At 67.9% G+C, this 18,844-nt stretch carries 23 protein-coding genes and 1 riboswitch; of the genes, 11 read left to right on the top strand and 12 right to left on the bottom strand.

Annotated elements, in window-relative coordinates:
• Nucleotides 1–85: 85 nt before the first annotated feature.
• Nucleotides 86–865: an ATP-binding cassette domain-containing protein gene (locus tag AB0J16_RS21585; RefSeq protein ID WP_358542012.1), complete on the bottom strand. Its 780-nt coding sequence runs from the start codon at nt 863–865 to the stop codon at nt 86–88.
• The gene (locus AB0J16_RS21580; protein ID WP_358542009.1) at nt 862–1,959 is read right to left on the bottom strand and encodes an ABC transporter permease; all 1,098 of its coding nucleotides are present in this window, start codon (nt 1,957–1,959) and stop codon (nt 862–864) included. The genes AB0J16_RS21585 and AB0J16_RS21580 overlap by 4 nt, the downstream gene beginning before the upstream one ends.
• A gap of 119 nt (nt 1,960–2,078) precedes the next feature.
• Between AB0J16_RS21580 and AB0J16_RS21575 the strand changes: the two genes are divergently transcribed.
• Nucleotides 2,079–2,822, top strand: coding sequence for a GntR family transcriptional regulator (locus AB0J16_RS21575; RefSeq protein ID WP_358542007.1), 744 nt, complete (start codon nt 2,079–2,081; stop codon nt 2,820–2,822).
• 279 nt (nt 2,823–3,101) lie between these two features.
• Here the strand turns inward: AB0J16_RS21575 and AB0J16_RS21570 are convergent, their stop codons facing one another.
• Nucleotides 3,102–3,425, bottom strand: a complete 324-nt coding sequence (locus AB0J16_RS21570) for a hypothetical protein (RefSeq protein WP_358542004.1) — start codon at nt 3,423–3,425, stop codon at nt 3,102–3,104.
• A gap of 272 nt (nt 3,426–3,697) precedes the next feature.
• Here AB0J16_RS21570 and AB0J16_RS21565 point away from each other — a divergent pair, with 272 nt between their 5' ends.
• Together AB0J16_RS21565 and AB0J16_RS21560 are read left to right on the top strand one after the other, a co-directional pair.
• Nucleotides 3,698–4,300, top strand: coding sequence for a TetR family transcriptional regulator (locus AB0J16_RS21565; protein ID WP_358542001.1), 603 nt, complete (start codon nt 3,698–3,700; stop codon nt 4,298–4,300).
• A gap of 79 nt (nt 4,301–4,379) precedes the next feature.
• Nucleotides 4,380–5,876 carry an FAD-dependent monooxygenase gene (locus AB0J16_RS21560; RefSeq protein ID WP_358541998.1) on the top strand — a complete coding sequence of 499 codons (1,497 nt, stop codon included), beginning with the start codon at nt 4,380–4,382 and terminating at the stop codon, nt 5,874–5,876.
• A gap of 134 nt (nt 5,877–6,010) precedes the next feature.
• On the opposite strand, the gene AB0J16_RS21555 is transcribed toward AB0J16_RS21560, so the two are convergent.
• From AB0J16_RS21555 to AB0J16_RS21530, 6 genes are all read right to left on the bottom strand, one after another.
• Nucleotides 6,011–7,168 carry a phosphoribosylaminoimidazolecarboxamide formyltransferase gene (locus AB0J16_RS21555; RefSeq protein ID WP_358541996.1) on the bottom strand — a complete coding sequence of 386 codons (1,158 nt, stop codon included), beginning with the start codon at nt 7,166–7,168 and terminating at the stop codon, nt 6,011–6,013.
• A gap of 34 nt (nt 7,169–7,202) precedes the next feature.
• Nucleotides 7,203–7,287, bottom strand: a riboswitch (ZMP/ZTP riboswitch).
• Between the two features lie 133 nt (nt 7,288–7,420).
• The gene (locus AB0J16_RS21550; RefSeq protein WP_358541994.1) at nt 7,421–8,188 is read right to left on the bottom strand and encodes an SDR family NAD(P)-dependent oxidoreductase; all 768 of its coding nucleotides are present in this window, start codon (nt 8,186–8,188) and stop codon (nt 7,421–7,423) included.
• Complete coding sequence (locus AB0J16_RS21545) at nt 8,185–8,313, bottom strand: hypothetical protein (RefSeq protein ID WP_358541992.1); 129 nt, start codon at nt 8,311–8,313, stop codon at nt 8,185–8,187. The genes AB0J16_RS21550 and AB0J16_RS21545 overlap by 4 nt, the downstream gene beginning before the upstream one ends.
• 230 nt (nt 8,314–8,543) lie before the next feature.
• Nucleotides 8,544–9,056: an NUDIX domain-containing protein gene (locus AB0J16_RS21540; protein ID WP_358541990.1), complete on the bottom strand. Its 513-nt coding sequence runs from the start codon at nt 9,054–9,056 to the stop codon at nt 8,544–8,546.
• Between the two features lie 66 nt (nt 9,057–9,122).
• Nucleotides 9,123–10,244: an erythromycin esterase family protein gene (locus AB0J16_RS21535; RefSeq protein ID WP_358541988.1), complete on the bottom strand. Its 1,122-nt coding sequence runs from the start codon at nt 10,242–10,244 to the stop codon at nt 9,123–9,125.
• Nucleotides 10,241–10,828 carry an NAD(P)H-dependent oxidoreductase gene (locus tag AB0J16_RS21530; RefSeq protein WP_358541986.1) on the bottom strand — a complete coding sequence of 196 codons (588 nt, stop codon included), beginning with the start codon at nt 10,826–10,828 and terminating at the stop codon, nt 10,241–10,243. Before AB0J16_RS21530 ends, AB0J16_RS21535 begins: the two co-directional genes overlap by 4 nt.
• A gap of 102 nt (nt 10,829–10,930) precedes the next feature.
• Here AB0J16_RS21530 and AB0J16_RS21525 point away from each other — a divergent pair, with 102 nt between their 5' ends.
• Entirely contained in the window at nt 10,931–11,575 is a 645-nt protein-coding gene (locus tag AB0J16_RS21525; protein ID WP_358541984.1) for a TetR/AcrR family transcriptional regulator, read from the top strand.
• A 58-nt stretch (nt 11,576–11,633) separates the two neighbouring features.
• Here the strand turns inward: AB0J16_RS21525 and AB0J16_RS21520 are convergent, their stop codons facing one another.
• A complete protein-coding gene (locus AB0J16_RS21520) occupies nt 11,634–12,281 on the bottom strand; it encodes a TetR family transcriptional regulator C-terminal domain-containing protein (RefSeq protein WP_358541982.1) in 648 nt (215 codons plus the stop codon).
• 45 nt (nt 12,282–12,326) lie between these two features.
• Here AB0J16_RS21520 and AB0J16_RS21515 point away from each other — a divergent pair, with 45 nt between their 5' ends.
• The 3 genes from AB0J16_RS21515 (at nt 12,327) to AB0J16_RS21505 (ending at nt 14,621) form a co-directional block, all read left to right on the top strand.
• Nucleotides 12,327–13,193: a type II CAAX endopeptidase family protein gene (locus AB0J16_RS21515; protein WP_358541979.1), complete on the top strand. Its 867-nt coding sequence runs from the start codon at nt 12,327–12,329 to the stop codon at nt 13,191–13,193.
• Between the two features lie 74 nt (nt 13,194–13,267).
• Nucleotides 13,268–13,774: a VOC family protein gene (locus AB0J16_RS21510; protein ID WP_358541977.1), complete on the top strand. Its 507-nt coding sequence runs from the start codon at nt 13,268–13,270 to the stop codon at nt 13,772–13,774.
• A gap of 28 nt (nt 13,775–13,802) precedes the next feature.
• Complete coding sequence (locus AB0J16_RS21505; RefSeq protein ID WP_358541975.1) at nt 13,803–14,621, top strand: MerR family transcriptional regulator; 819 nt, start codon at nt 13,803–13,805, stop codon at nt 14,619–14,621.
• Between the two features lie 78 nt (nt 14,622–14,699).
• Here the strand turns inward: AB0J16_RS21505 and AB0J16_RS21500 are convergent, their stop codons facing one another.
• Nucleotides 14,700–15,644, bottom strand: a complete 945-nt coding sequence (locus AB0J16_RS21500) for a LysR family transcriptional regulator (RefSeq protein ID WP_358541973.1) — start codon at nt 15,642–15,644, stop codon at nt 14,700–14,702.
• 107 nt (nt 15,645–15,751) lie between these two features.
• On the opposite strand from AB0J16_RS21500, the gene AB0J16_RS21495 reads away from it, so the two are divergent.
• On the top strand, nt 15,752–16,459 hold the full coding sequence (locus tag AB0J16_RS21495; RefSeq protein WP_358541971.1) for an MBL fold metallo-hydrolase: 708 nt from the start codon (nt 15,752–15,754) through the stop codon (nt 16,457–16,459).
• Between the two features lie 141 nt (nt 16,460–16,600).
• Here AB0J16_RS21495 and AB0J16_RS21490 read toward each other — a convergent pair whose 3' ends face one another.
• The gene (locus tag AB0J16_RS21490) at nt 16,601–16,849 is read right to left on the bottom strand and encodes a hypothetical protein (protein WP_358541969.1); all 249 of its coding nucleotides are present in this window, start codon (nt 16,847–16,849) and stop codon (nt 16,601–16,603) included.
• Nucleotides 16,850–17,066: 217 nt separating this feature from the next.
• Here AB0J16_RS21490 and AB0J16_RS21485 point away from each other — a divergent pair, with 217 nt between their 5' ends.
• From AB0J16_RS21485 to AB0J16_RS21475, 3 genes are all read left to right on the top strand, one after another.
• Nucleotides 17,067–17,357: a hypothetical protein gene (locus AB0J16_RS21485; RefSeq protein ID WP_358541966.1), complete on the top strand. Its 291-nt coding sequence runs from the start codon at nt 17,067–17,069 to the stop codon at nt 17,355–17,357.
• Between the two features lie 5 nt (nt 17,358–17,362).
• Nucleotides 17,363–17,713: a hypothetical protein gene (locus AB0J16_RS21480; protein WP_358541963.1), complete on the top strand. Its 351-nt coding sequence runs from the start codon at nt 17,363–17,365 to the stop codon at nt 17,711–17,713.
• Nucleotides 17,714–17,886: 173 nt separating this feature from the next.
• A complete protein-coding gene (locus tag AB0J16_RS21475) occupies nt 17,887–18,804 on the top strand; it encodes a lytic transglycosylase domain-containing protein (RefSeq protein WP_358541960.1) in 918 nt (305 codons plus the stop codon).
• The last annotated feature ends 40 nt before the right edge of the window (nt 18,805–18,844 follow it).

Genomic DNA, 18,844 nt, shown 5'->3' with positions numbered 1-18,844 from the left:
GGGCAAGGGCACTGATGCACACCACGAGGATCTGTCGCGCTCTCATAGCGAACTCCCGTTGGCTTGGTGTAGCGGGATGACGAGGTCAGATGGCCCGGCTGCCGGCGGCGCCGACGATCCAGGCCACGAGCTGTTCGTGGTTGTCCGGTGTGGGCACGGTTTCCCCTACGGCCCGGCCTCGGCGCAGCACCAGTGCCCGGTCCGCCACGGCCATGACGTGGTCCATGCTGTGGGAGATGAGGATCACGGCCACCCCGTCATCCTTGAGCCGGCGTACAAGATCCAGCACTCGTGCCGATTCGCGTAGGCCGAGCGCCGCAGTGGGCTCGTCCAGGATCACGAGCCGGGATGAGAACGCGACGGCTCGTGCCACTGCCACCGCCTGCCGCTGACCGCCGGACATCAGGGCGACCGTCGCCTCCAGATCGGGCAGCGTGACCTGTAACCGGTCGAGTAGCTCCCGCGTCCGATCGGCCATCTTCCGGCGCCGCATCACGCGCAGGCTCCGCGGCAGCCAGCTGGGTCCGGCGAGCTCACGGCCGGCGAAGAAGTTCGCCGCGGGGTCGAGGTTGTCGAACAGTGCGAGGTCCTGGTAGACGGTCTCGACCCCATGCGCCCGCACCGCCATGGCGTTGGCGGCCGTGATGTCGACCCCGTCCAGAGTGATGGAGCCGGAATCCAGCCGATGCACGCCGCTGATCGCCTTGATCAGCGTGGACTTCCCGGCGCCGTTGTCGCCGAGGAGCGCGAGCACCTCGCTCGGAGCGACGTCGAACGTCACGCCGTCCAGCGCGATGACCGCGCCGAACCGCTTGCACGCCGCCCGCACCCGCAGCACCGGTGCCGTGGCGAGAACGTCGTTCATGCGGCACTCACCGCCTGCAGGCTGCGGAAGCGGCGCTCGAGGTGGCCGCGCATGACGTCCAACTCGACGGCGACCACGATCACCACGCCGGTTGCCATGTACTGCCAGTTCGGGTCGATCCCGAGCAGGTTGAGGCCGTTGCGCAGCACCGCGATGATGAGGGCGCCGGTGAGGGCGTTGAGCACCGTGCCCCGCCCTCCGAGGAAGCTCGCACCGCCGATGATGACGGCCGCGATCGCGTCGAGTTCGGCCAGAGCGCCGGCGGTCGGCGATCCGGCATCGCCCTTGCCCATCGTGAGCAGCGCCGCGACCGCGGCGAGGAGGCCGCACACGACGTACACCGAGATCAGCACCGAAGGCACCGGGATCCCGTTCCGGACGGCTGCCTCCGGATTGCCGCCGACGGCGTAGATCCAACGTCCCCAGATCAGGCGGCGGGTGACGAGAGCCAGCAGGAGGGCGACCACGATCACGACGACGGCCGCGGCCGGAAACCAGCCGACCTCGCCGCCCCCGGGAATGGCCGCGATCCGGCCGGCGCCGATCTCGTCCACGATCGGTGGAGCGCCCTGGATGGTCTCACTGTGGGACAAGTAGAGGGCGAGCCCCGCCGCCGCCGCGAGCATCGCCAGCGTCGGGATGAACGGGTGCGGCAGCCTCCCCTTGACGTACAGCAGCCCGTTCGCGAGCCCGATGAACGTGCCGGTGAGCAGCGTTGCCAGCACCGCGAGGGTGGCCGAGCCGTGGTCACGCCAGACCAGGGCGCCGACGACGGCACTGAGGGAGAGGTTGGAGCCTACGGACAGGTCGATCCCCCGCGTCACGACGACGAGGAGTTGTCCCAGGGCCAGGACGCAGATGACGGCCGACTGCTTCAGTACGTTTCCGATGTTCTCCAGGGACAGGAAGACATCGGACAACAAGCTGAGCACGACCACCAGAAGGGCGAGGATCGCCGCCGGCCCGATGCCCAGGACGGCCAAGGCCAGGGTGAGGCGGTGGTATCTAAAGGGGGGCGTTCGAGCGGGCAGGCCCGGCTCGGCCGGGTGCACCTCGTTCACCGGGGCGAACGCCTCGTGGCCGTGTTCAGTCACCTGAACTCTCCTTCTCTGGCCCCGATGGGCACACCATAAGCACAGCGATCCCTATAGTCAATTTTTGATTTCCTATAGGATCGACACGTAATGGGATCGTGACTACGCTTCGCTCAGCGATGAGAGCCTGGAGATCCGTGGAACAGACCGGCCTGACGCACGCGCTGAACGCCACGCAAGCCGCGCAGCGCCTGAGCACGCGGCAGCCCCTCGTGAACGACGTTCACGAGGTGCTCATTGACATGCTCATGAACCATGCCCTGGAGCCCGGGTCGCGGCTCAACATCGACAGCATGGCGCGCACCTTGGGAGTGTCCCCGACGCCGGTCCGCGAGGCGCTGGCTCGCCTGGAGGCCCAAGGCCTGGTCGTCAAGGAGCCCCGACGCAGCTACACGGTGGCGCCGCTGATCGGACTGAACGATCTCCGGGCTCTGATCGACTTCCGGCTGCTGGTCGAGCCCGCCGCGGCTGCCGCCGCTGCCCGGCACACCTCGATCGACGAGGCCACGGCGCTCAAGGCGTTCGCGCGCAGTGGCGGCTCGGGTGGCCAGGACAGCACCGCCATTCGGCTCGACATGATCTACGACGCCACCTTTCACGACACCATCGCCAAGCTGAGCGGCAACCCGTGGCTACGCGATTCGCTGGTCCATCTGCGCAGCCACCTGCACATGTACCGGCTCTACCACCACGCCCAGCAGGCCGCGGCGACCAAGCCCGAGCACGTCGCCATCGCCAAGGCCATCGCGCAAAGGGATCCGGATGCCGCCGCGGAAGCGATGCGAGCACACTTGACCACGGCGATGAAACGGATCGACGACGTCTTCGCCTCTGGAGCACTGGAGCTTCCCCCTCAGGGTTAGCCCCGCTGTCGGTGCTCATGAGCTACGGAAGCCGTCGACATTCGCTGGGCCTTCGGCTGCGGATTCCCCGTGATCATCGCCCTGGGTTCGCGACCGTCGGCACCTTCGTCGAGCTTCATCTGGTAGCTCGTGCGCACGTCTACTGCGCCGGTGACTGCAGTCGCCTCGTCCGGTAGGCATCTTCTCACTCCGGCAGCCTCGCCATCACCGTCACCGGCTGAGGGCGCTGGTGCCGACCATGCCCCTGAGCCGGTTACCGCATGGCACGATCACGCCCTGTCATAGGTCGCCGTCATAAACGGCCACCGTCAGCGTTCCAGGGCGCCGCAGGTACTCGGGGATGGACGTCTCCAGCCGGACCCTGACCGTTGTCGTCTTCTCACTGCGCGGTCGTTTGCCCATGTCGAGGTACCCGGCCCCCGGCGGGAAGGAGCAGTGGGTGGGGCCCTTGACCAGGCGCCCGTTCACCCACAGCCTTTGGCTGAGCCGCTCGGCGAGGCCGTCCCCGCAGTAGGTGACGATGGCCAGGCCGCGGCCCCTGTTCCGCACGGTGAGCGTCACCTCGCGGGTGCTGGGCCAGGTGGCGCTGCCCTTGGCGACCAAGCCGAGGTCCTTCCCGATATTGGCGGGCGGGCGCCTCCTGCCGCGGCGGGACGTAGCGACCGATGCCGCCGACGTGTCCAGCTGGCCATGCGTTAACCAGACCGGTGAGGAAGTCATTCGAGGTGCCGGGCGAGCGAGTGCGCGCGGCTGAGCCGCTCGATTCGGCGGCGCGAGGAGGGGATGTCGAGCAAGGGCGCGGCATGCATGCGAGTCACGCATTTTTACGTGGCTCGCATCTTTGCGCGGGTCGCAAATTTTGGTAGGTTGTGCGCATGGGGCTGAGAGAGCGCAAGAAGGAAGAAACCCGGATCGCGCTGAGCTGGGCGGCGATCAAGCTGACCGTCGAGCGTGGCTTCGACAACGTCAAGGTGGAGGACATCGCCGCCGAGGCGGGTGTCTCGCACCGTACGTTCAACAACTACTTCTCCAGCAAGGGTGAGGCGATCACGGCCAGGCATTTCGACCGAGCGGTCCAGATCGCTGAGGAGCTGCGGTCGAGGCCGGACGGCGAACCCCTGTGGGAGGCCATCACCAACGCCGTGTTCGCCCGGTTCGCACTTGGCATGCAAGAGGACGAGCGCCCGGCCGACGAGCGCTGGATCGCCGGGGTCAAGCTGATGACCCAGCATCCGGAGCACCGGGGCGAGTTCCTCAAGGCCCACATGGCCGCGGTGGATGCGCTGGCCGCGGCGGTCGCCGAGCGCACCGGCACCGATATCGATCGTGATCTGTATCCGCATCTGGTCGCCGGCGCGGTCGGCGCCGCCATACTCGCGGCCATCCATCTGTGGCTCCACGGCGATGTGCCGGCGCCGTTCGAGGAGCTGTTGCGCGACGCCTTCGGCCAGGTCGCCGCCGGCCTGCCCACGCCCTGATTTCCCAGACCTTCCCTATTTTCCTATCGAGGATCAGCCGGCCTGTCGCCGGTCGATCCGTCATGCCCGAAGGAGCGCCATGGTCACCGATGTCGTCATCGCCGGAGCCGGGCCCAACGGCCTGATGCTGGCCTGCGAGCTCAGCCTGGCCGGAGTCCGCCCCCTGGTCCTGGAGCGCCTGCCGGAGCGCACCCAGGAGAACCGCGCCAATGGCCTGGTCGGCCAGGTGGTACGGATGCTCGACCGGCGAGGCCTGTACGAGCGACTCACCGGAAACCAGGACCCACCCCGGCCCGCTCCCGGATTCGTCTTCGGCGCGCTGCCCCTCGACCTGAGTGTGCTGGACGACAACCCCCTCTATCTCCTCCAGGTCCCGCAGCTCAGGATCGAGCAGATGCTGGAGGAACGGGCCGTCGAGCTCCATGTTGAGATCCGGCGCGGCCACGAGCTCACCGGATTCACCCAGGACGCGGATGGTGTGACCCTCCAGGTCAGCGGGCCGGCCGGGCCGTACACGATCGAAACGCGCTACCTGATCGGTGCCGACGGCGGGCACAGCATCGCGCGCAAGCTGGCCGGGATCGCCTTTCCCGGTGTGACGACCGACGAGACGATCGCGCGCACCGCGCACGCCGCCGTGCCGGCCGAGCTCGTCGATCCGGTCACCGGTGGGCTCGACATTCCCGGGTACGGACCCATCCCGCCGTTGCTGCACCACCGGACCGAGCACGGGTTGTTCGTGTACGCGCCCCTGCTGGGCGCCCCCGCGCCGCTGATCTCCACCACGGAGTGGAACGGACAGGACGCCGAGGGGCCGCTCACGCTCGCGGAACTGCGGGCCAGTGCCCGCCGCGTGCTCGGTGTCGACATCGCTTTCGGCCCGCCCGACGGCCAAGGGCCGCACTTGATGCGCAAGCTGAACGGCGGCAACACCCGCCTGGCCGAGCGTTTCCGACACGGCCGGGTGCTGCTGGTCGGCGACGCCGCCCACGTGCACTCGGCGATCGGCGGGCCCGGGCTCAACCTCGGCCTGCAAGACGCGGTCAACCTCGGCTGGAAACTCGCGGCCGACGTGCGCGGCACAGCCCCCACCGGCCTCCTCGACACCTACGAGTCCGAGCGACGCCCGGTCGCCGAGCGGGTGGTCATGTCCTCGCGCGCCCAGTCCGCGCTGATCGCCCCGGGCAGCGCGGTCACCGGCCTGCGCGCGCTGTTCACCGAATTCCTCGGCGACCCGCGCAATGTCCGCCGTATCGCCGACCTCATGTCGGGCGCCGAGATCCGCTACGACGTGGGCGTTAACCATCCACTGGCCGGTCGGTGGGCTCCCGACCTGGACCTCAAAGACGGTGTCCGGCTCGCCGAGCTGACCAGGGACGGCCGCCCGCACCTGATCGACTTCACCGGCGGCGACTGGGGGTACCCCGCGACCGCGGCACTGCCCGGCTCCGCTGTACCGTGTTCGGCGCTGCTGCTGCGGCCCGACGGATATGTGGCATGGGCCTCCGACGTCCCGCAGCCGGACGCGGAGTCCCGCGCATCGCTTCGGACGGCGATCCAACGATGGCTGGGATGACCGGATGGGCGCGCCTCGTCCTAGGTGAGCACCTGAGCTGGGCTTTTGCGATCGTGAGTTTTTCCTGTTGCTGGGCATGCCGACCCCGACTCCGGGCTGGGTGCTGCGACAAGGTGACCTGAGGCCATGCATCGTCAATGGTGGAACAGTCGAAGGCCGGTACGGGCGAGCGCGATCTGGTGCTCCCGGCAGGCGTCCTGTACCTCCGCGGACCGAACCGAACCACCCGGCTCGGCGATATAGCGGACGCCGTGGCGGTAGGCATGGTCGACGTTGTCGCGGAAGGGCAGGGCGCCGTCGGAGACGAACGCCACCTCGTCCAGGGCCGCGAGCCACGATGTGCGCTGCTCGTTCGTCAGCTCAGGCATCGGCGAGGAGAGCGCCCCCGACAGGCGCAGCTTCTCCTCCGCGGTCAGGTCGCCCTCGATGAAGCGGATCTGCCAGTTGATCCGATCCTGAAGCCGGACGTCCGGCCGGAACGCGAGCGCGTGCACTATCGGATGGCGCCGCAGCCACCAGGTATCGACCTTCGCGCCGGCCAAGCGGGTGCAATCCACACGCGATTGCTGACCGGCACCGATACCCAACGTGGCGCCACCACGCAGATAGCACACGGAGTTGGACTGGGTGTAGCGCAGAACGATCAAGCCCAACAGCAGGTCCTCGGCCGCGGTGGCCGGTAGCGTCCCGCACACGACGTCGTCCAGAAGCGCGGCCGAGAGCACAACCTCATCGCGCTCCTGGGTCAGCCGCAACCCGAACACCTCCCGCGCCTCCCGCCGCGGCGGGACGTAGGCCGGGTCCGCTTCCATGACCAGGAACCGGCCACCCTTCTTCTGGCTGAGCGCCGCCACGGTGCCCGGAGCGTACTCGGGGGCGATGACGCCGTCGCAGACTAGCCGGGTCAGCAACTCGGCGAGTTCGGCATCGACAGGCTGCGAGACCGCGACGAAGTCGCCGTAGGAGGATTTGGGATCAGCGTCGCGGGCTCGCAGGTAGGCGCTCGTGAGCGCTCCGACAGCGGCGCGGTCGACGCCGTTGAGTTCGGCGGTGACCTCGTCCACGGGCCCGGCGACTGCCGCTCCGGCGGGCGATACGTGCTTGAAGGACGCCGCTGCCGGTCTGTCCAGCGCGTTACTCGCCTCGCTCACCAGTTGCCAGCTGTTCAGCGCGTCGAGCATGTTGATGTAGGACGGGCTGCCATGCAGCACCCTGATCGGCCAACGGCCAGGATCCACCGGTGCGGCGATAGCCGATCGCTGCTGCGGATTCATTCCGTAGCGCAGGTCCACGTCACGACCTCCTGTGTCAGTTGAACATCACTGACGCAGGCGCCCAGGCGGTCGACGCTCACGCGAGAATGCGGACGCTCCCCGGTGGTTGTCCACCCTCGCCAGTCGCGGCCAGACACGATCTTAACCACACCCGTTCGGACCAATTTGCGCCACCAGAGCAAACACGGCCGCGCCACAGTCGGCCATCCGATTCGATTCAGATTGTTTGCCAATCGCGTGGCAGAGCGCCCGCAGGACGGGAGCAGGCCGTCAGATGGCGTGGTAGCCGCCGTCGACGGGGACGGTCAGCCCGGTGATCCAACGGGCCTCGTCCGAGAGCAGGAAGGCGACGACCGCAGCCACATCCTCGGGCGTCGGGAGCCCGGGGATGGGCGTCTGCGTGGTCAGCGACCGCTCCATGGCCTCCGGGTCGGGCGCCTGCGCGATGTGCGCCTCGACCAGCGGGGTACGCACAGCCGTGGGCGCGATCGCGTTGACCCGGATGCCCCGGTCGGCGTACTCGATCGCGGCGGAGCGCGTGAGTCCGACCAGCCCGGCCTTGCTGAAGCTGTACGGCGCCATGTTGCGCTTGCCGGACAGACCCGAGCTCGACGAGGTGTTCACGACCGCACCGCCTCGGGAGGCGACCATGGCTTCCAACGCCGAGCGCAGCACGTAGAAGGCACCATCAGCGTTGATGCCCATGACCCGTGCCCAGGTCTCGTCGGTTGTGAGGTGCACCGGTGTCTGCTCGCCGACCACCCCGGCGTTGTTGAACAGCAGGTCCACGCCACCGTGTGCGGCCACCACCGCGGCGAAGGCCTCGCGCACCTGGGCGGCGCTGCTCACGTCGACGACGTACGGCACGCCGCGAGGGAGTGTCGCGGCCACCTCCTCCAGGCCGGCCGCGTCGACGTCCAGCAGCGCGACGTGGGCCCCCTCCTCCGCAAGCCGCTCGGCCACCGCCAGCCCCAGTCCCGATGCGGCGCCGGTGACCACGGCCACCCGGTCGTCGAACCTCGCTCTCCAGTGCGTCATCGTGCGGCGCCGCGCACGCCCGCCGCCGGCACCCGCGGCACGACCTGTCCGGGGCCGGCCGCCGGCCGCGGCACTCGGGTGAGCTCCGGCGGCCTTCCGATCTCGATGTACTGCAGAGCACGCATGAGCGTTCCTCCCACCGCTGGCCCGGCGCCCGACTCCGTTCCGCTCACGCACTGCTCTCTTCCTGGTCCGAACCTCAGAAACAAACTGAACTCAAGTTAGTTAGCGACGGGTGGCGCGTCAACGGGCGCCTCACCCTCGCGCTCTCCGCGGAGATCGATCCTCGAAGTAGGTCTCGCGCCGCAGGTCAGCTGTACTCGTGAACCCCCTAGGGACGGGAAGTCACGCTCATTCAGACGTTGTCGCCGGGCAAATGCCATGGCAGCGCGACCGGCTGAGGTGGAAGATCCCCCGGCAGCAGGAGCTCCATCAGCGCGGCCAGGCCCGCTGGAACGACAAGCTCGGCCGCCGACCTCAGCTGCGAAACCGTCCACCACTCGAAACGGTCAGTCACCCGCCGTTCCTCATCGTCCATGCCGGAGGTATCCACCTCCAGCTCGCCGACGCGAAGAAAGAAGTAGGAATCCACTGAGCTGAACGTCTCACCGCCCAGTGACCATGTTCCCGAACTGGTGGCGACGACCGGTCCAAGAGTCGAGGGGGCGATGGCATAGCCCAGTTCCTCTCGAAGCTCGCGAGCGGCGGTTTGGTGCAGGTTTTCACCAGGATCAACGGCGCCCCCCGGCGTGAACCAGGCGTAGAAAGGCTCCTCAACCTGAAGCAGCAGCCCGCGGTAGACCAGGAGCCGATCGACGGCATCTACCAGCAGCACGCGAGCGGTTGACCGGAAGATCGTTTCGCTCATGAACGAGATCATAAGGCGGTCCCTGCAACCATGGGCGCTGGGAAGCGATCTTCTCTCGGCGCACCTCTACGTCGTCAACCAGTGCACGGGGGACACTTGGCGCAGGTGGACGAGCACGTCGAACGCATCGGGCAGGGAGGCGACGGCGAGGTGTTCGGCCGCGTCCCTGGAGGGGTGGTAAACGCCGCTGATGACGCGTGCTTTCATCGGCCCGTCCCATCCGTCGTCACGCAGGTCGAGCCAGTGGGCGGGCTCGTCCGTGGCGCCGAGGCGGGCGTCGAGCCAGTCGGAGGCCGGTTCCGGGATGGTGACGGCACCGAGGTCGCCGTGGTGGAAGCCGATCGCCGCAGAGACGTAGCGCGGGCCGTAGTGGTCGCGCAGCACACTGCCGACCGTGGGCTGGGGGCCGCGTTGAGGCGCCAGGCCCAGGGTCGCCGGAGCCGCCGAGGTGTGCGCGATGCCGTCCCAGTAGGCCACGCGGCGGCCGGTCCGGTGCTGGTGGTCGACGATCGTATCGGCCCAGGTCTGGGCGTCGCCGGCATAGTTGTCGCGTCCGGCGACGCTGCGCTGGTGGAAGTCCACGATGAGGAGCATCCGCTCCAGGGCGGAGTCGCCGGGCGACTGCTCGACGATCGCGAGTGCGTCGCGGGCGTGTTCGGCGAAGGGGCGGCCCGGGTGCAGGCCCCTGGCCCGCTGCACGTGCTCGTCGATCTCATGCGCGGTACGGATCGGCTCCAGGTGTACGGCCAGTTCGGCCAGCCGGTGCGGGGCGGCACGGCGAACGTGCTCCATGATGACGTCGTAGTCGGCGGGCTGTGCCTGGGCGGGCTTGACGCCGAAGATCCGAACCGGGTCGTCCGGGTGGTCCTGGTTGAAGGCGCGGATCCACTCCAGCGCCGCGGCCATTTCGGCGGTGCGCCAGGGCCGCCAGGCACTGGCCAGGGCGGACCGCGCCGTGCCCGTGCCCCCGGTGACGTACGCGTCGAGGGTCGCCCCGACGGAGACGTGGTCTTGTACGGCCAGCGCACGGAAGCCGTGCCTGCGGACGAGGCGGCGGAAGAGCTGGTCACGCACCTCGAAGGTCTCGTGAGCGAATCTGGTGGACTCGCCGAGTCCGGCGACGGTCGTGCCGGTGGCGATCGCGTCGGCCAGGTCGTCGAGCGCGGTCTCGGTCGTCAAGGCGGTCATGCCGGAACTCCTTCACGGATCGGTTCGAGCGCCCGCGACCAGGCGACGACGTCGTTCAGCAAGGCAGTGAGGGCGGAGTGCTGGTGCGGGCCAGGAGTGAAGTCGCCCGGCTCGGTGGGGGCGGAGAAGGTGAAGTCGTGGTGCAGGGACAGCGCCACCTGGCTGCGTACGGTGGCGACCTTCAGCTCGGCCAGGATCAACCGGAGGTGCTCGACCGCGCGGGTCGCGCCATGCAGGCCGTAGCCGACGAAGCCGGCCGCCTTGTCGTTCCACTCGGCGTAGACGAAGTCCAGGGCGTTCTTCAGCGCGCCGGGGATGGAGTGGTTGTACTCCGGTGTGACGAACACGAACCCGTCGTAGCCGGCGATCGCCTCCGCCCAGCGGATGGTGTGCGCGTTGCCGTACAAGCCGGACGCCGGCGGGTGCGGCTCATCCAGCAGCGGCAGGCCGAAGTCGGCGAGGTCGATGATCTCGAAGTCGACCGCCGGCTGCTCCCGCGCGGCGACTTCGGCCACCCACTCGGCGACGGCGCGGCCACGGCGGCCGGGGCGCGTGCTGCCGACAATGATGCCGATCTTGGTCATTGACGTCTCCTCAACAATAGGCGTTGCACCGATCGGTGTAGACGTTACGCCGATCGGCGTATTCAATGCAAACATCGGTGTAATCGGCTAGGCTCGGGGAGCGTGACCGAGAGAAAGAAGCCGGTCGGCCAGCCGGACAAGCGCCGGGCGATCATGGCCGGGGCGCTGGCGTTGTTCGCCCGCGACGGCTACACGCGCGCCGGGCTGGACGCGATCGCCGTCGAGGCGGGGGTGTCCAACCGCACCATCTACAACCACTTCACCGACAAGGCCGAGTTGTTCCAGGCGGTGATGCAGGAGAGCACGCAGCGGGTCGCGGACGCCATGGTCGACATCATCGACCGCCATCTGACCAAGGTGATCGATCTCGAGAGCGACCTGATCGACTTCGGACTGGCCTGGCTCGGCGTGCTGACCTCCGACCTGGCCCCGCACTTCGCGCTCATCCGCCAGGTCAACGCCGAGATTGAGCACATCCCGCCGGCCGCGCTCAAGCTCTGGCAGGAGACCGGCCCCGGCCGTACCCGACGTGAACTGGCCGAACGCCTGCGCAGGATCGCCGGGCGCGGCGACCTCACGATCGACGACCCCGCTCGCGCGGCCGGGCACCTGATGCTGCTCATCTCCGCCGACAACCTCACCGACCGGGCGGATCTCCACAACGAGGACGCGCTCCGAGAGATGGTCACCGCAGGCGTTTTGACCTTCCTGTACGGCTATGCGGAACGGGCCGCGCACGGCTCGTGAGGCAGTGATCGGGACGGGAAAACGATCAGTCCAAATGCGGGAGGTAGTGCTCGACCCGTCAGCGGTCGGTGCCGGGCCGCGGCGACCTGGACGGCGCCTCGGTGAGGAGGCGCAGTTCGTCGTGCACGATTCGACGTATGGCTTGAGGCGTGAAGTTGTGCGGGAAGGTCGCTGTCTGGAGTGTCAGCCCGTCCACGAACACGTGGAGGCGCGTGGCCTGGCCTTCCAGCCCGGTGTCGGCGAACTCCTGTCCCGCGCGATCGGGTAGCGGCAGGCCGTGGCAAGAGGCGATCGCCAGGCGGCAGATGTGGCGTTCCCCTGGCCAACTCGCGTCACGCAACTCCGCCAGGGACTCATCCACATGCGAGCGCACCAGGCATGCCAGCCATACGTCCACCTCGACGCGGCGGTTGTCATCGAGCGGAAGGAGCTCTTCGAGGATGAGCTGGGCGCGCCGCATGCCTGGAAGGTCCGCGTCGAGGTGGCCGGTGATGCGCTTGGTGACGCTTCTGGCGACCGCCTGCGCCGCGAAGCTGAGCAGGCCGCGCTGATTGTCGAAATAGTGGCGCAACCCGCCGACTGAGACGCCTGCCGCCTCGGCGACCTTGCGGACGGTGGCCCCTTCGATTCCATCCCGGCTGATGATGCCCCACACGATCCGGGTGAGTTCCTCGCGCCGCTGCTCGTGGTCCACGATCTTCGGCATGCCTCTATTACAGCACACCTGTACGGTCTCCTATAAAGTACAGGCGTGCGAAATAAAGCATGGCAACCGACGCTGGGCCTGAGCATTCTGGTGGCCGGCCTGGCCCTGATCGCCGGAGCGGCACTATGGCTGGCACTGAACGGCAACACCGGCATCCGCTACTCGGCCGACCACGCCGGCACCGTGCCCATGTGGCACCGCTGGATCCCGGCCCTCACCGGACTGGTGCTCATACGGCTGCTGCCCCCCAAGGCGACGCCCGCCGGCGCCGCGCCGGCACGCGGCGGCCTTTACCTCCAGGCCATCCTCCTCTTGGTCTCAGCCACGCTCTTCGCGGCGGGGTTATGGTTGTCGGGCGGCGGTGAACCTGCCCACACGCTGCTGAAGCTCATCCTGCTGCTCGCCGTACCCGCACTGCTGTTCTGGCTGTCACGGCGCGATTGCGCGGATCGCGGCCAGATCCATGAGCGGCTCGCGGCCTGGCGTCACTACGGCCCCATCGCAGCGGTGACCGCCTGGCTCGTTCTCACCTACACAGGTCCGCTGGCCGTGCCGCCCAGCGACTACGCGGCGAGGGTCGATCCCGTCACGCTGGTGCTCACCATCGTCGTGGTGTTCAGCGTCAACAGCCTGCTCGAAGAGGTCTTCTACCGGCGCTGGCTGCAGACCCGATGGGAGCACATCATCGGTCGCCGGCCCGCCATCGTGCTGACTTCCCTGCTCTGGGCGGCCTGGCATGTCGGCATCCAAGGCACGGGACACCTTCCTGCGGACCTCTCCTCGGCCTTCGTCAATCAAGGAGTGCAGGGGTTGTTCCTCGGCTATCTGTGGAGCCGATACCGACTGATGTGGCCCATCCTCGTTGTCCACGGTGCCATGAACGCCGGCCCCGTACTTCTGGGCATGCTGTAACGCCCGTCGCTCGATCTATCTGCATGCTGATCCGGATTTGACCCTGACCTTGCGTCAGGCTCCACGATGAGCGCATGACCGAGTACTACGAGGCATTCGATATCAGCCCTGTCCCTCCGCCTGGGCCCGACGCGACGCCACCCGAGATTTACCGGGGCATCTACGGCATGCCGATGTTCGTCACCGTGCCGACGCCGGACCTGGCCGCGTCCGTGAATTTCTGGACCCGCGGGCTCGGTTTCATCGACCTGTTCACGGTCCCGGGCCAGGTCACGCACCTTCGACGGTGGGCGTTCCAGGACACTCTGCTCGTCCCGACCGACGTCCTGCCGGCCCCTTCAACGGTGAGCATCGGCTTCAGTTGCGTGCTGAGCCAGGTCGACGAGATCGCGCGGGCGTGCACCGCGCTGGTGCCCGGATGCACGACGGGTCCACGACAGACTCCGTGGAACACCGTAGAACTGGAAGTCATCACGCCGGAGAACGCTCGCGTGATCATGACCGCGGCCCGTCCCCTCGACCCCGACAGCGCCGAGGCACGCTACCTCGAAGCAAACGGCTTCACCCTCCCCAAAGGGTGAAACCGCCGCGCATGTCAGACTCGACGGCGTGACCAACGCCGCGATGGACGATGCCGCGGGGCCCGGCGGGCTGACCGTCGGGGCCGCGGCATCGCACGTGAAAGTCACCGTCCGCACCCTCCATCATTGGGACGCGATCGGGCTCGTCCGCCCGTCCGGGCGAACCACCGGCGGTTACCGGCTCTACTCCGCGGCCGATATCGCACGCATCCACCGGGTGCTCATCTACCGCGAGCTCGGCCTGTCGCTCGACGACATCGGTGAACTTCTCGATGCTCCGACGGTCGATATGACCGTGCCGCTGAGACAACAGCGCACCCAGCTCCTCGATCGCATCTCCCGCTTGCAGGCAATGGTCGACGCGGTCGACCGCATGATCGAAGCCGCACACGCCGGCATCCTGCTCTCCGCGGAGGAACAAGTCGCGATCTTCGGGCAGCGCTGGAAGCCGTCACTGGTCGCGGACGCACGTGACCGATGGGGCGACACAGTTCAATGGGCACAGTACGCCGAGCGCGCCGCGGGTATGACCCCCGAGGACTGGCAGCGGATCGCCGACAACATCGCAACGCTCGAGCACGACCTGGCGGAAGCCAAGCGCGCCGGCGTCAGGCCAGGCAGTGCCGAAGCCAACGCGTTGGCGGAACGACACAGGGCCTCCATTGACGCGTACTTCGACTGCACCCTTTCGATGCATGTTTGCCTGGGAAGGAAGTACGCCGCCGATCCCGGGTTCACGGCATACCACGACGCCATCGAGCCAGGCCTGACCATCTGGCTCCGTGACATCATCGACGCCAACGCCCGCGATCGAGGCATCGACCCGGATTCGGCGACTTGGACCTGACGCACCCGCGCCCGCGTCATCAAGTGACGATCGAGACACGTGGGCTGGGGCGCGGGACCAAGCCGCCCGCCCTGCCGGTCAGGGCCGCATGGGGGTCAGATCGATCTCCGGCAGCCATACCGTCGGATCGGACGGCGAAGGCAGCGTGGATGGGCGCAGTTGTCGTAGAAAGGCTCGCAGCAGGGGGCGGGGGTTGCGTTGGTGCCAGACCACCGACCAGGGCATCAGGGGCATCGGGTCGACGACCGGGATACGGCGCAGACCGCTGCCGGCCGGGTCGATACTCATCTCACCCAACCCCACCGCCGCCTTCTCCGCCAAGAACTGTTCCACCAGATGTCGTTGACCGATGGCCGGCGCGTTGAACCGCAACGGCACGCCGAACCGGTGGGCCAGCCGTCTCAGATAATGCCGCCACTCGGCCGCGCCCGCTGGGTCGGGCATCGCGATGCCCGCCTCGCGCAGGTCGGCCGGCCGCAGCACGCTTCTGTCGGCCAATCGATGATCCTCGGGTACGAATGCGTGCAGCGGCTCCAAGTGCACCAACTTGTACGCCAGCTCGGCCGGCCACGGTGCCGACGCGTCGTGGACCCGGCCGAACGCGGCATCGATCTCCTGCCGCCGCAGTGCCGGCAACGCCACGGACAACCCTTGGCGCATACTCAGCTCGATCCGCACGCGTGAGTCGCGCGCACACACCCGGCGCACCATCCGCAGCGGCGTGAATCGTTCGTCGTAGACGTCCACTCGCAGGGGGTCGTCCACTACGCGGACCGTCTGCACGGCCCGGTCGAAGGCGGACACCGCCTCGCTCGCGCGCGGCAGCAGCAGCCGTCCCGCCTCGGTCAGCTCTACCGCGCGGGTGGTTCGCCGGAACAGCGGAACCGCCAGAGCCTCCTCCAACCGGCGGATCCTTTTCGACAGTGCCTGCTGGGTGATGAACAGCCTCCCGCCGGCCCGCCCGAAGTGCAGCTCTTCCGCGGTGACGACGAACGCGCGCAGGCCCTCGATGTCCGCTTCCACGTGCCGAGCCTGGATTGGAAACCGTTGGTTGTCAATCCGATGGAAATCGTTGTTGGACGTCACCGGCCGGCCGCGGGTTTGCTGTTGTCCTACCGAAGGGGCACGAGATGAAAACCGTGGAACTCCGTTCCGAGCTGCACCTGCTCCTGCTGGAGTTCGGCCAGGCGTATCTGTGGAACGACGGCGGCGAACTCACCCTGGTCGACACCGGGATCGCCACCTCCGGCGGCGATATCGCGGCCGCGATCGAAAAGCTGGGCTTCCGTACCAGCGACGTCAAGCGCGTCGTGCTCACCCATTTCCACGAGGATCACTGCGGCGGCGCGGCCGAGATCAGTCGCTGGGGAGACGTCATCGTGCTGGCCCACTGCCTGGAGGCACCGGTGATCCGCGGCGACAAGCCCGCCCCCGCTCCGCGGTTCACGGACGAGGAGGCCGCTCTCCACCGCAGCCTCGGCGCCCACCTGCTGCCCCCTGCACCGGCCTGCAGGGTGGACCGCGAACTGGAGGACGGCGACGTGATCGATTTCGGCGGCGGCGCACAGGTGATCCACACACCCGGTCACACCGACGGCAGCATCGCCCTCCACCTGCCGCGATTCGGCATGCTGTTCACCGGAGACACCGTCGCGCACGTCAACGGGCAGATCATGCCCGGCGTGTTCAACCTTGACCACGCCGAGATGCTCCGCTCCTTCCGCAGACTTGCCCGGATCGACGCGCAACTCGCCTGCGTCGGCCACGGCGAGCCTTTTCCCCACGCCCACGCTGCTCTCACCGCAGCTGCGGCGGCCGTCTCCGACCTGGGGACCTGACCTAGGGCCATGACTTGGCGCTTCTTGAGGAGCGCCCCGCTCGGGGCAGAAGCGCGAGCCATTCGGCGAGCGCCACTTCAACGGGTGGCGCCCTACGGACCTGGTCCATCACGGCGACCACGCCGGTGCCGATCCGCGCGGTCAGTTCGACGATCCAGCAGCGCGCCGAAGAATGATCAGGGTGATTACGACGCCGAGAACGACCCCAGCCGCCACTCCGGCGAGGACAGGCAGCCATGCCACGACCTGCTCGGTAAAGGTGGGCTCGTCCAGCGAGTCAGCGTACGACTTGATGGGGAAGAACTCATCAGGGATGGGCGCTTTAAACAAGTCGCCGTCCTGTAACGCGCCAGGTGTCGGAGTCACGATGCCCATGATGGCGTTGATCACATCTAACTGCCAGGGAACCCGCTGTAACCGTCGCTGGGTATCTGCTCCGCTTGCTGAGCGTGCTGGTGGCCGTGGATCGGACTTGTGGCCAGCCCGTGGTCCTCGTGCGGGACACTCCCGTGATCACGGCGAGACCTCCCCTCTGCGAAGGTCAGCGCTTCGGCCCATGTCGGCAAAAGTACGGGCCCATCGTGAGGAGAACCCGATGAGGCGATGGATGGCGGTCGTGGTCCTCACCCTGGCCGGACCGGCCCTCGTTGGCGCGCCCGCTTCCGATGCGGCCACGACCGATGACCCGGCTGCGGCGATCCAGCGTCAACTGGTCAAAGGGCACGGGGTGCGGACCACTCGATACACCACATTTCGATACACCACATTCAACTCGGGCTCGGGCTGGGAGCGCTTCAAGCCCACGAAGGGCGTCGTCGGATTCGGCGACGGCAAGGTGGTCGCGACCGACCTATGGGACTTCCAGGTGCGGAAGGCAGGCGTTCGCGATATCTGCTGACAGCCGTGCTCGCGACCACGACGACCACAAAAGCCTCAGGCACCTACGACGGCTCACCTACGACCCTTCGTCAAGGGTCGATCACCTTTCGTCAACTGTGGGACGTCGCGCCCGATCTGCGCGTGGGCGTTAAAGACGATCATGGTGAGTGGAAGATCGACTGGCGGCTGTGGATCGGCGAAGACGGTCTCGTACGCCGGGCCTGGTCCAAGTGGCGTCAGCCCGAAGGAGACAAGCTGAAGGGCGCAACCGGCGGGCAGGGATGGTTCGGCTTCGTCGAAGATGTCCGCTACTCGGATTGGGGAATGAAGCTCACCATCAAACCCCCGCCCGCCGCTCAGACAATCGGCAGGTGAAGCGCTGAATCCCTAGGTACTTAACATCGAGCACCTGGCGAGGACCATCAGATGCGGGAAACCCGATCCCGGGAAGCGATCTTCCGAGGACCTCCTTCGCGGTTGGCTCTGGCGCGGGTGGTGCGCGGCGGCGTCCCGTCCTGCAGATGATCCGGGCGATACGGTAGGGCATCATGAGATCGGTCCACGTCATGATCGCGGCGTCCGTCGTTGCCGTCCTCGCGGGATGTGGTGGTGAGGCGGACGGATCGGCGGCACCGGAGCGGCCCGCCCAGGCCACCGCTCCGAGTGCCACCCAGACGCCCTCTCCGGAGGCGGGGGCCATGGGGGTGCCTGCGCCTGATGTCCGCATTCCCAGCGACCCCGTCAAGCTGGCCGATGCCCTGAAGAAGACGACCACCGCGCTGAACGAGGCGATCGACAGCTGGACCAAGGGGGCGCAGGAGCGGCCGCCGCAGGACGTCGTGTTGCTCGCTCTTCATCAGCAGCGCATCTACCGGGCGATGGCCCGCAGTACGGCGCTGACCCAGGGGGTCGTCAGGCGTCTGCCCAAGGGGCTGGCCGCTGAGGCACGCGACAACACCACGGCCATCGCGAAGCTGCTGTCCCTGGCGCGTCCGATCAGTGCGGCACAGCGCAAGAGGATGCGCCTGGTGGAGCCGCAGCCCGCCGAGCGCTTGCGTGGCTACATGGTGCGGGCCGAGAAACGGTTCGGCGTCGAGTGGGAGGTGCTCGCGGCGATCATGCTCGTCGAGACGAAGTTCGGACGGGTCAGGTCGGCGAGCTCCGCCGGGGCGCAGGGGCCCATGCAGTTCATGCCGGGCACGTGGCGGCAGTACGGGCTGGGCGGCAACGTCCAGGACGCGCATGACGCGGTGCTCGCCGCGGCCAACTACCTCAAGGCGTCGGGGGCGCCGCGAGATTACCGGCGTGCGGTGTTCGCCTACAACCACGACACCCGGTACGTGGATGCCGTCCTGGCGCACGCACGCCAGATCAAGCGCGACTCGCGCAGCTTCTACGCGTACTACAACTGGCAGGTCTTCGTCCTGTCCGCGCAGGGCGACGTCCGTCTCACCGGTCCCCGCTGACCGAGTCTCGAAGACCGAGACCCGAGCCGGTGGGGTACGT

It is taken from the genome of Nonomuraea sp. NPDC049750, assembly GCF_040659625.1.
GTDB lineage: Bacteria > Actinomycetota > Actinomycetes > Streptosporangiales > Streptosporangiaceae > Nonomuraea.
The sequence above is the reverse complement of the archived record's forward strand: the minus strand, read 5'-3'. Positions and strand labels throughout refer to the sequence as shown.

Excerpts from the sequence above, each read along its gene's own strand:
- AB0J16_RS21475 (WP_358541960.1), top strand. The coding sequence starts at position 17,887 with ATGAGATCGGTCCACGTCATGATCGCGGCGTCCGTCGTTGCCGTCCTC.
- AB0J16_RS21565 (WP_358542001.1), top strand. The coding sequence starts at position 3,698 with ATGGGGCTGAGAGAGCGCAAGAAGGAAGAAACCCGGATCGCGCTGAGC.
- AB0J16_RS21520 (WP_358541982.1), bottom strand. The coding sequence starts at position 12,281 with ATGCCGAAGATCGTGGACCACGAGCAGCGGCGCGAGGAACTCACCCGG.
- AB0J16_RS21535 (WP_358541988.1), bottom strand. The coding sequence starts at position 10,244 with ATGACCGCCTTGACGACCGAGACCGCGCTCGACGACCTGGCCGACGCG.
- AB0J16_RS21545 (WP_358541992.1), bottom strand. The coding sequence starts at position 8,313 with ATGCGTGCTCTGCAGTACATCGAGATCGGAAGGCCGCCGGAGCTCACC.
- AB0J16_RS21530 (WP_358541986.1), bottom strand. The coding sequence starts at position 10,828 with ATGACCAAGATCGGCATCATTGTCGGCAGCACGCGCCCCGGCCGCCGT.
- AB0J16_RS21485 (WP_358541966.1), top strand. The coding sequence starts at position 17,067 with ATGGCGGTCGTGGTCCTCACCCTGGCCGGACCGGCCCTCGTTGGCGCG.
- AB0J16_RS21495 (WP_358541971.1), top strand. The coding sequence starts at position 15,752 with ATGAAAACCGTGGAACTCCGTTCCGAGCTGCACCTGCTCCTGCTGGAG.
- AB0J16_RS21550 (WP_358541994.1), bottom strand. The coding sequence starts at position 8,188 with ATGACGCACTGGAGAGCGAGGTTCGACGACCGGGTGGCCGTGGTCACC.
- AB0J16_RS21510 (WP_358541977.1), top strand. The coding sequence starts at position 13,268 with ATGACCGAGTACTACGAGGCATTCGATATCAGCCCTGTCCCTCCGCCT.
- AB0J16_RS21575 (WP_358542007.1), top strand. The coding sequence starts at position 2,079 with ATGAGAGCCTGGAGATCCGTGGAACAGACCGGCCTGACGCACGCGCTG.
- AB0J16_RS21540 (WP_358541990.1), bottom strand. The coding sequence starts at position 9,056 with ATGAGCGAAACGATCTTCCGGTCAACCGCTCGCGTGCTGCTGGTAGAT.
- AB0J16_RS21560 (WP_358541998.1), top strand. The coding sequence starts at position 4,380 with ATGGTCACCGATGTCGTCATCGCCGGAGCCGGGCCCAACGGCCTGATG.
- AB0J16_RS21585 (WP_358542012.1), bottom strand. The coding sequence starts at position 865 with ATGAACGACGTTCTCGCCACGGCACCGGTGCTGCGGGTGCGGGCGGCG.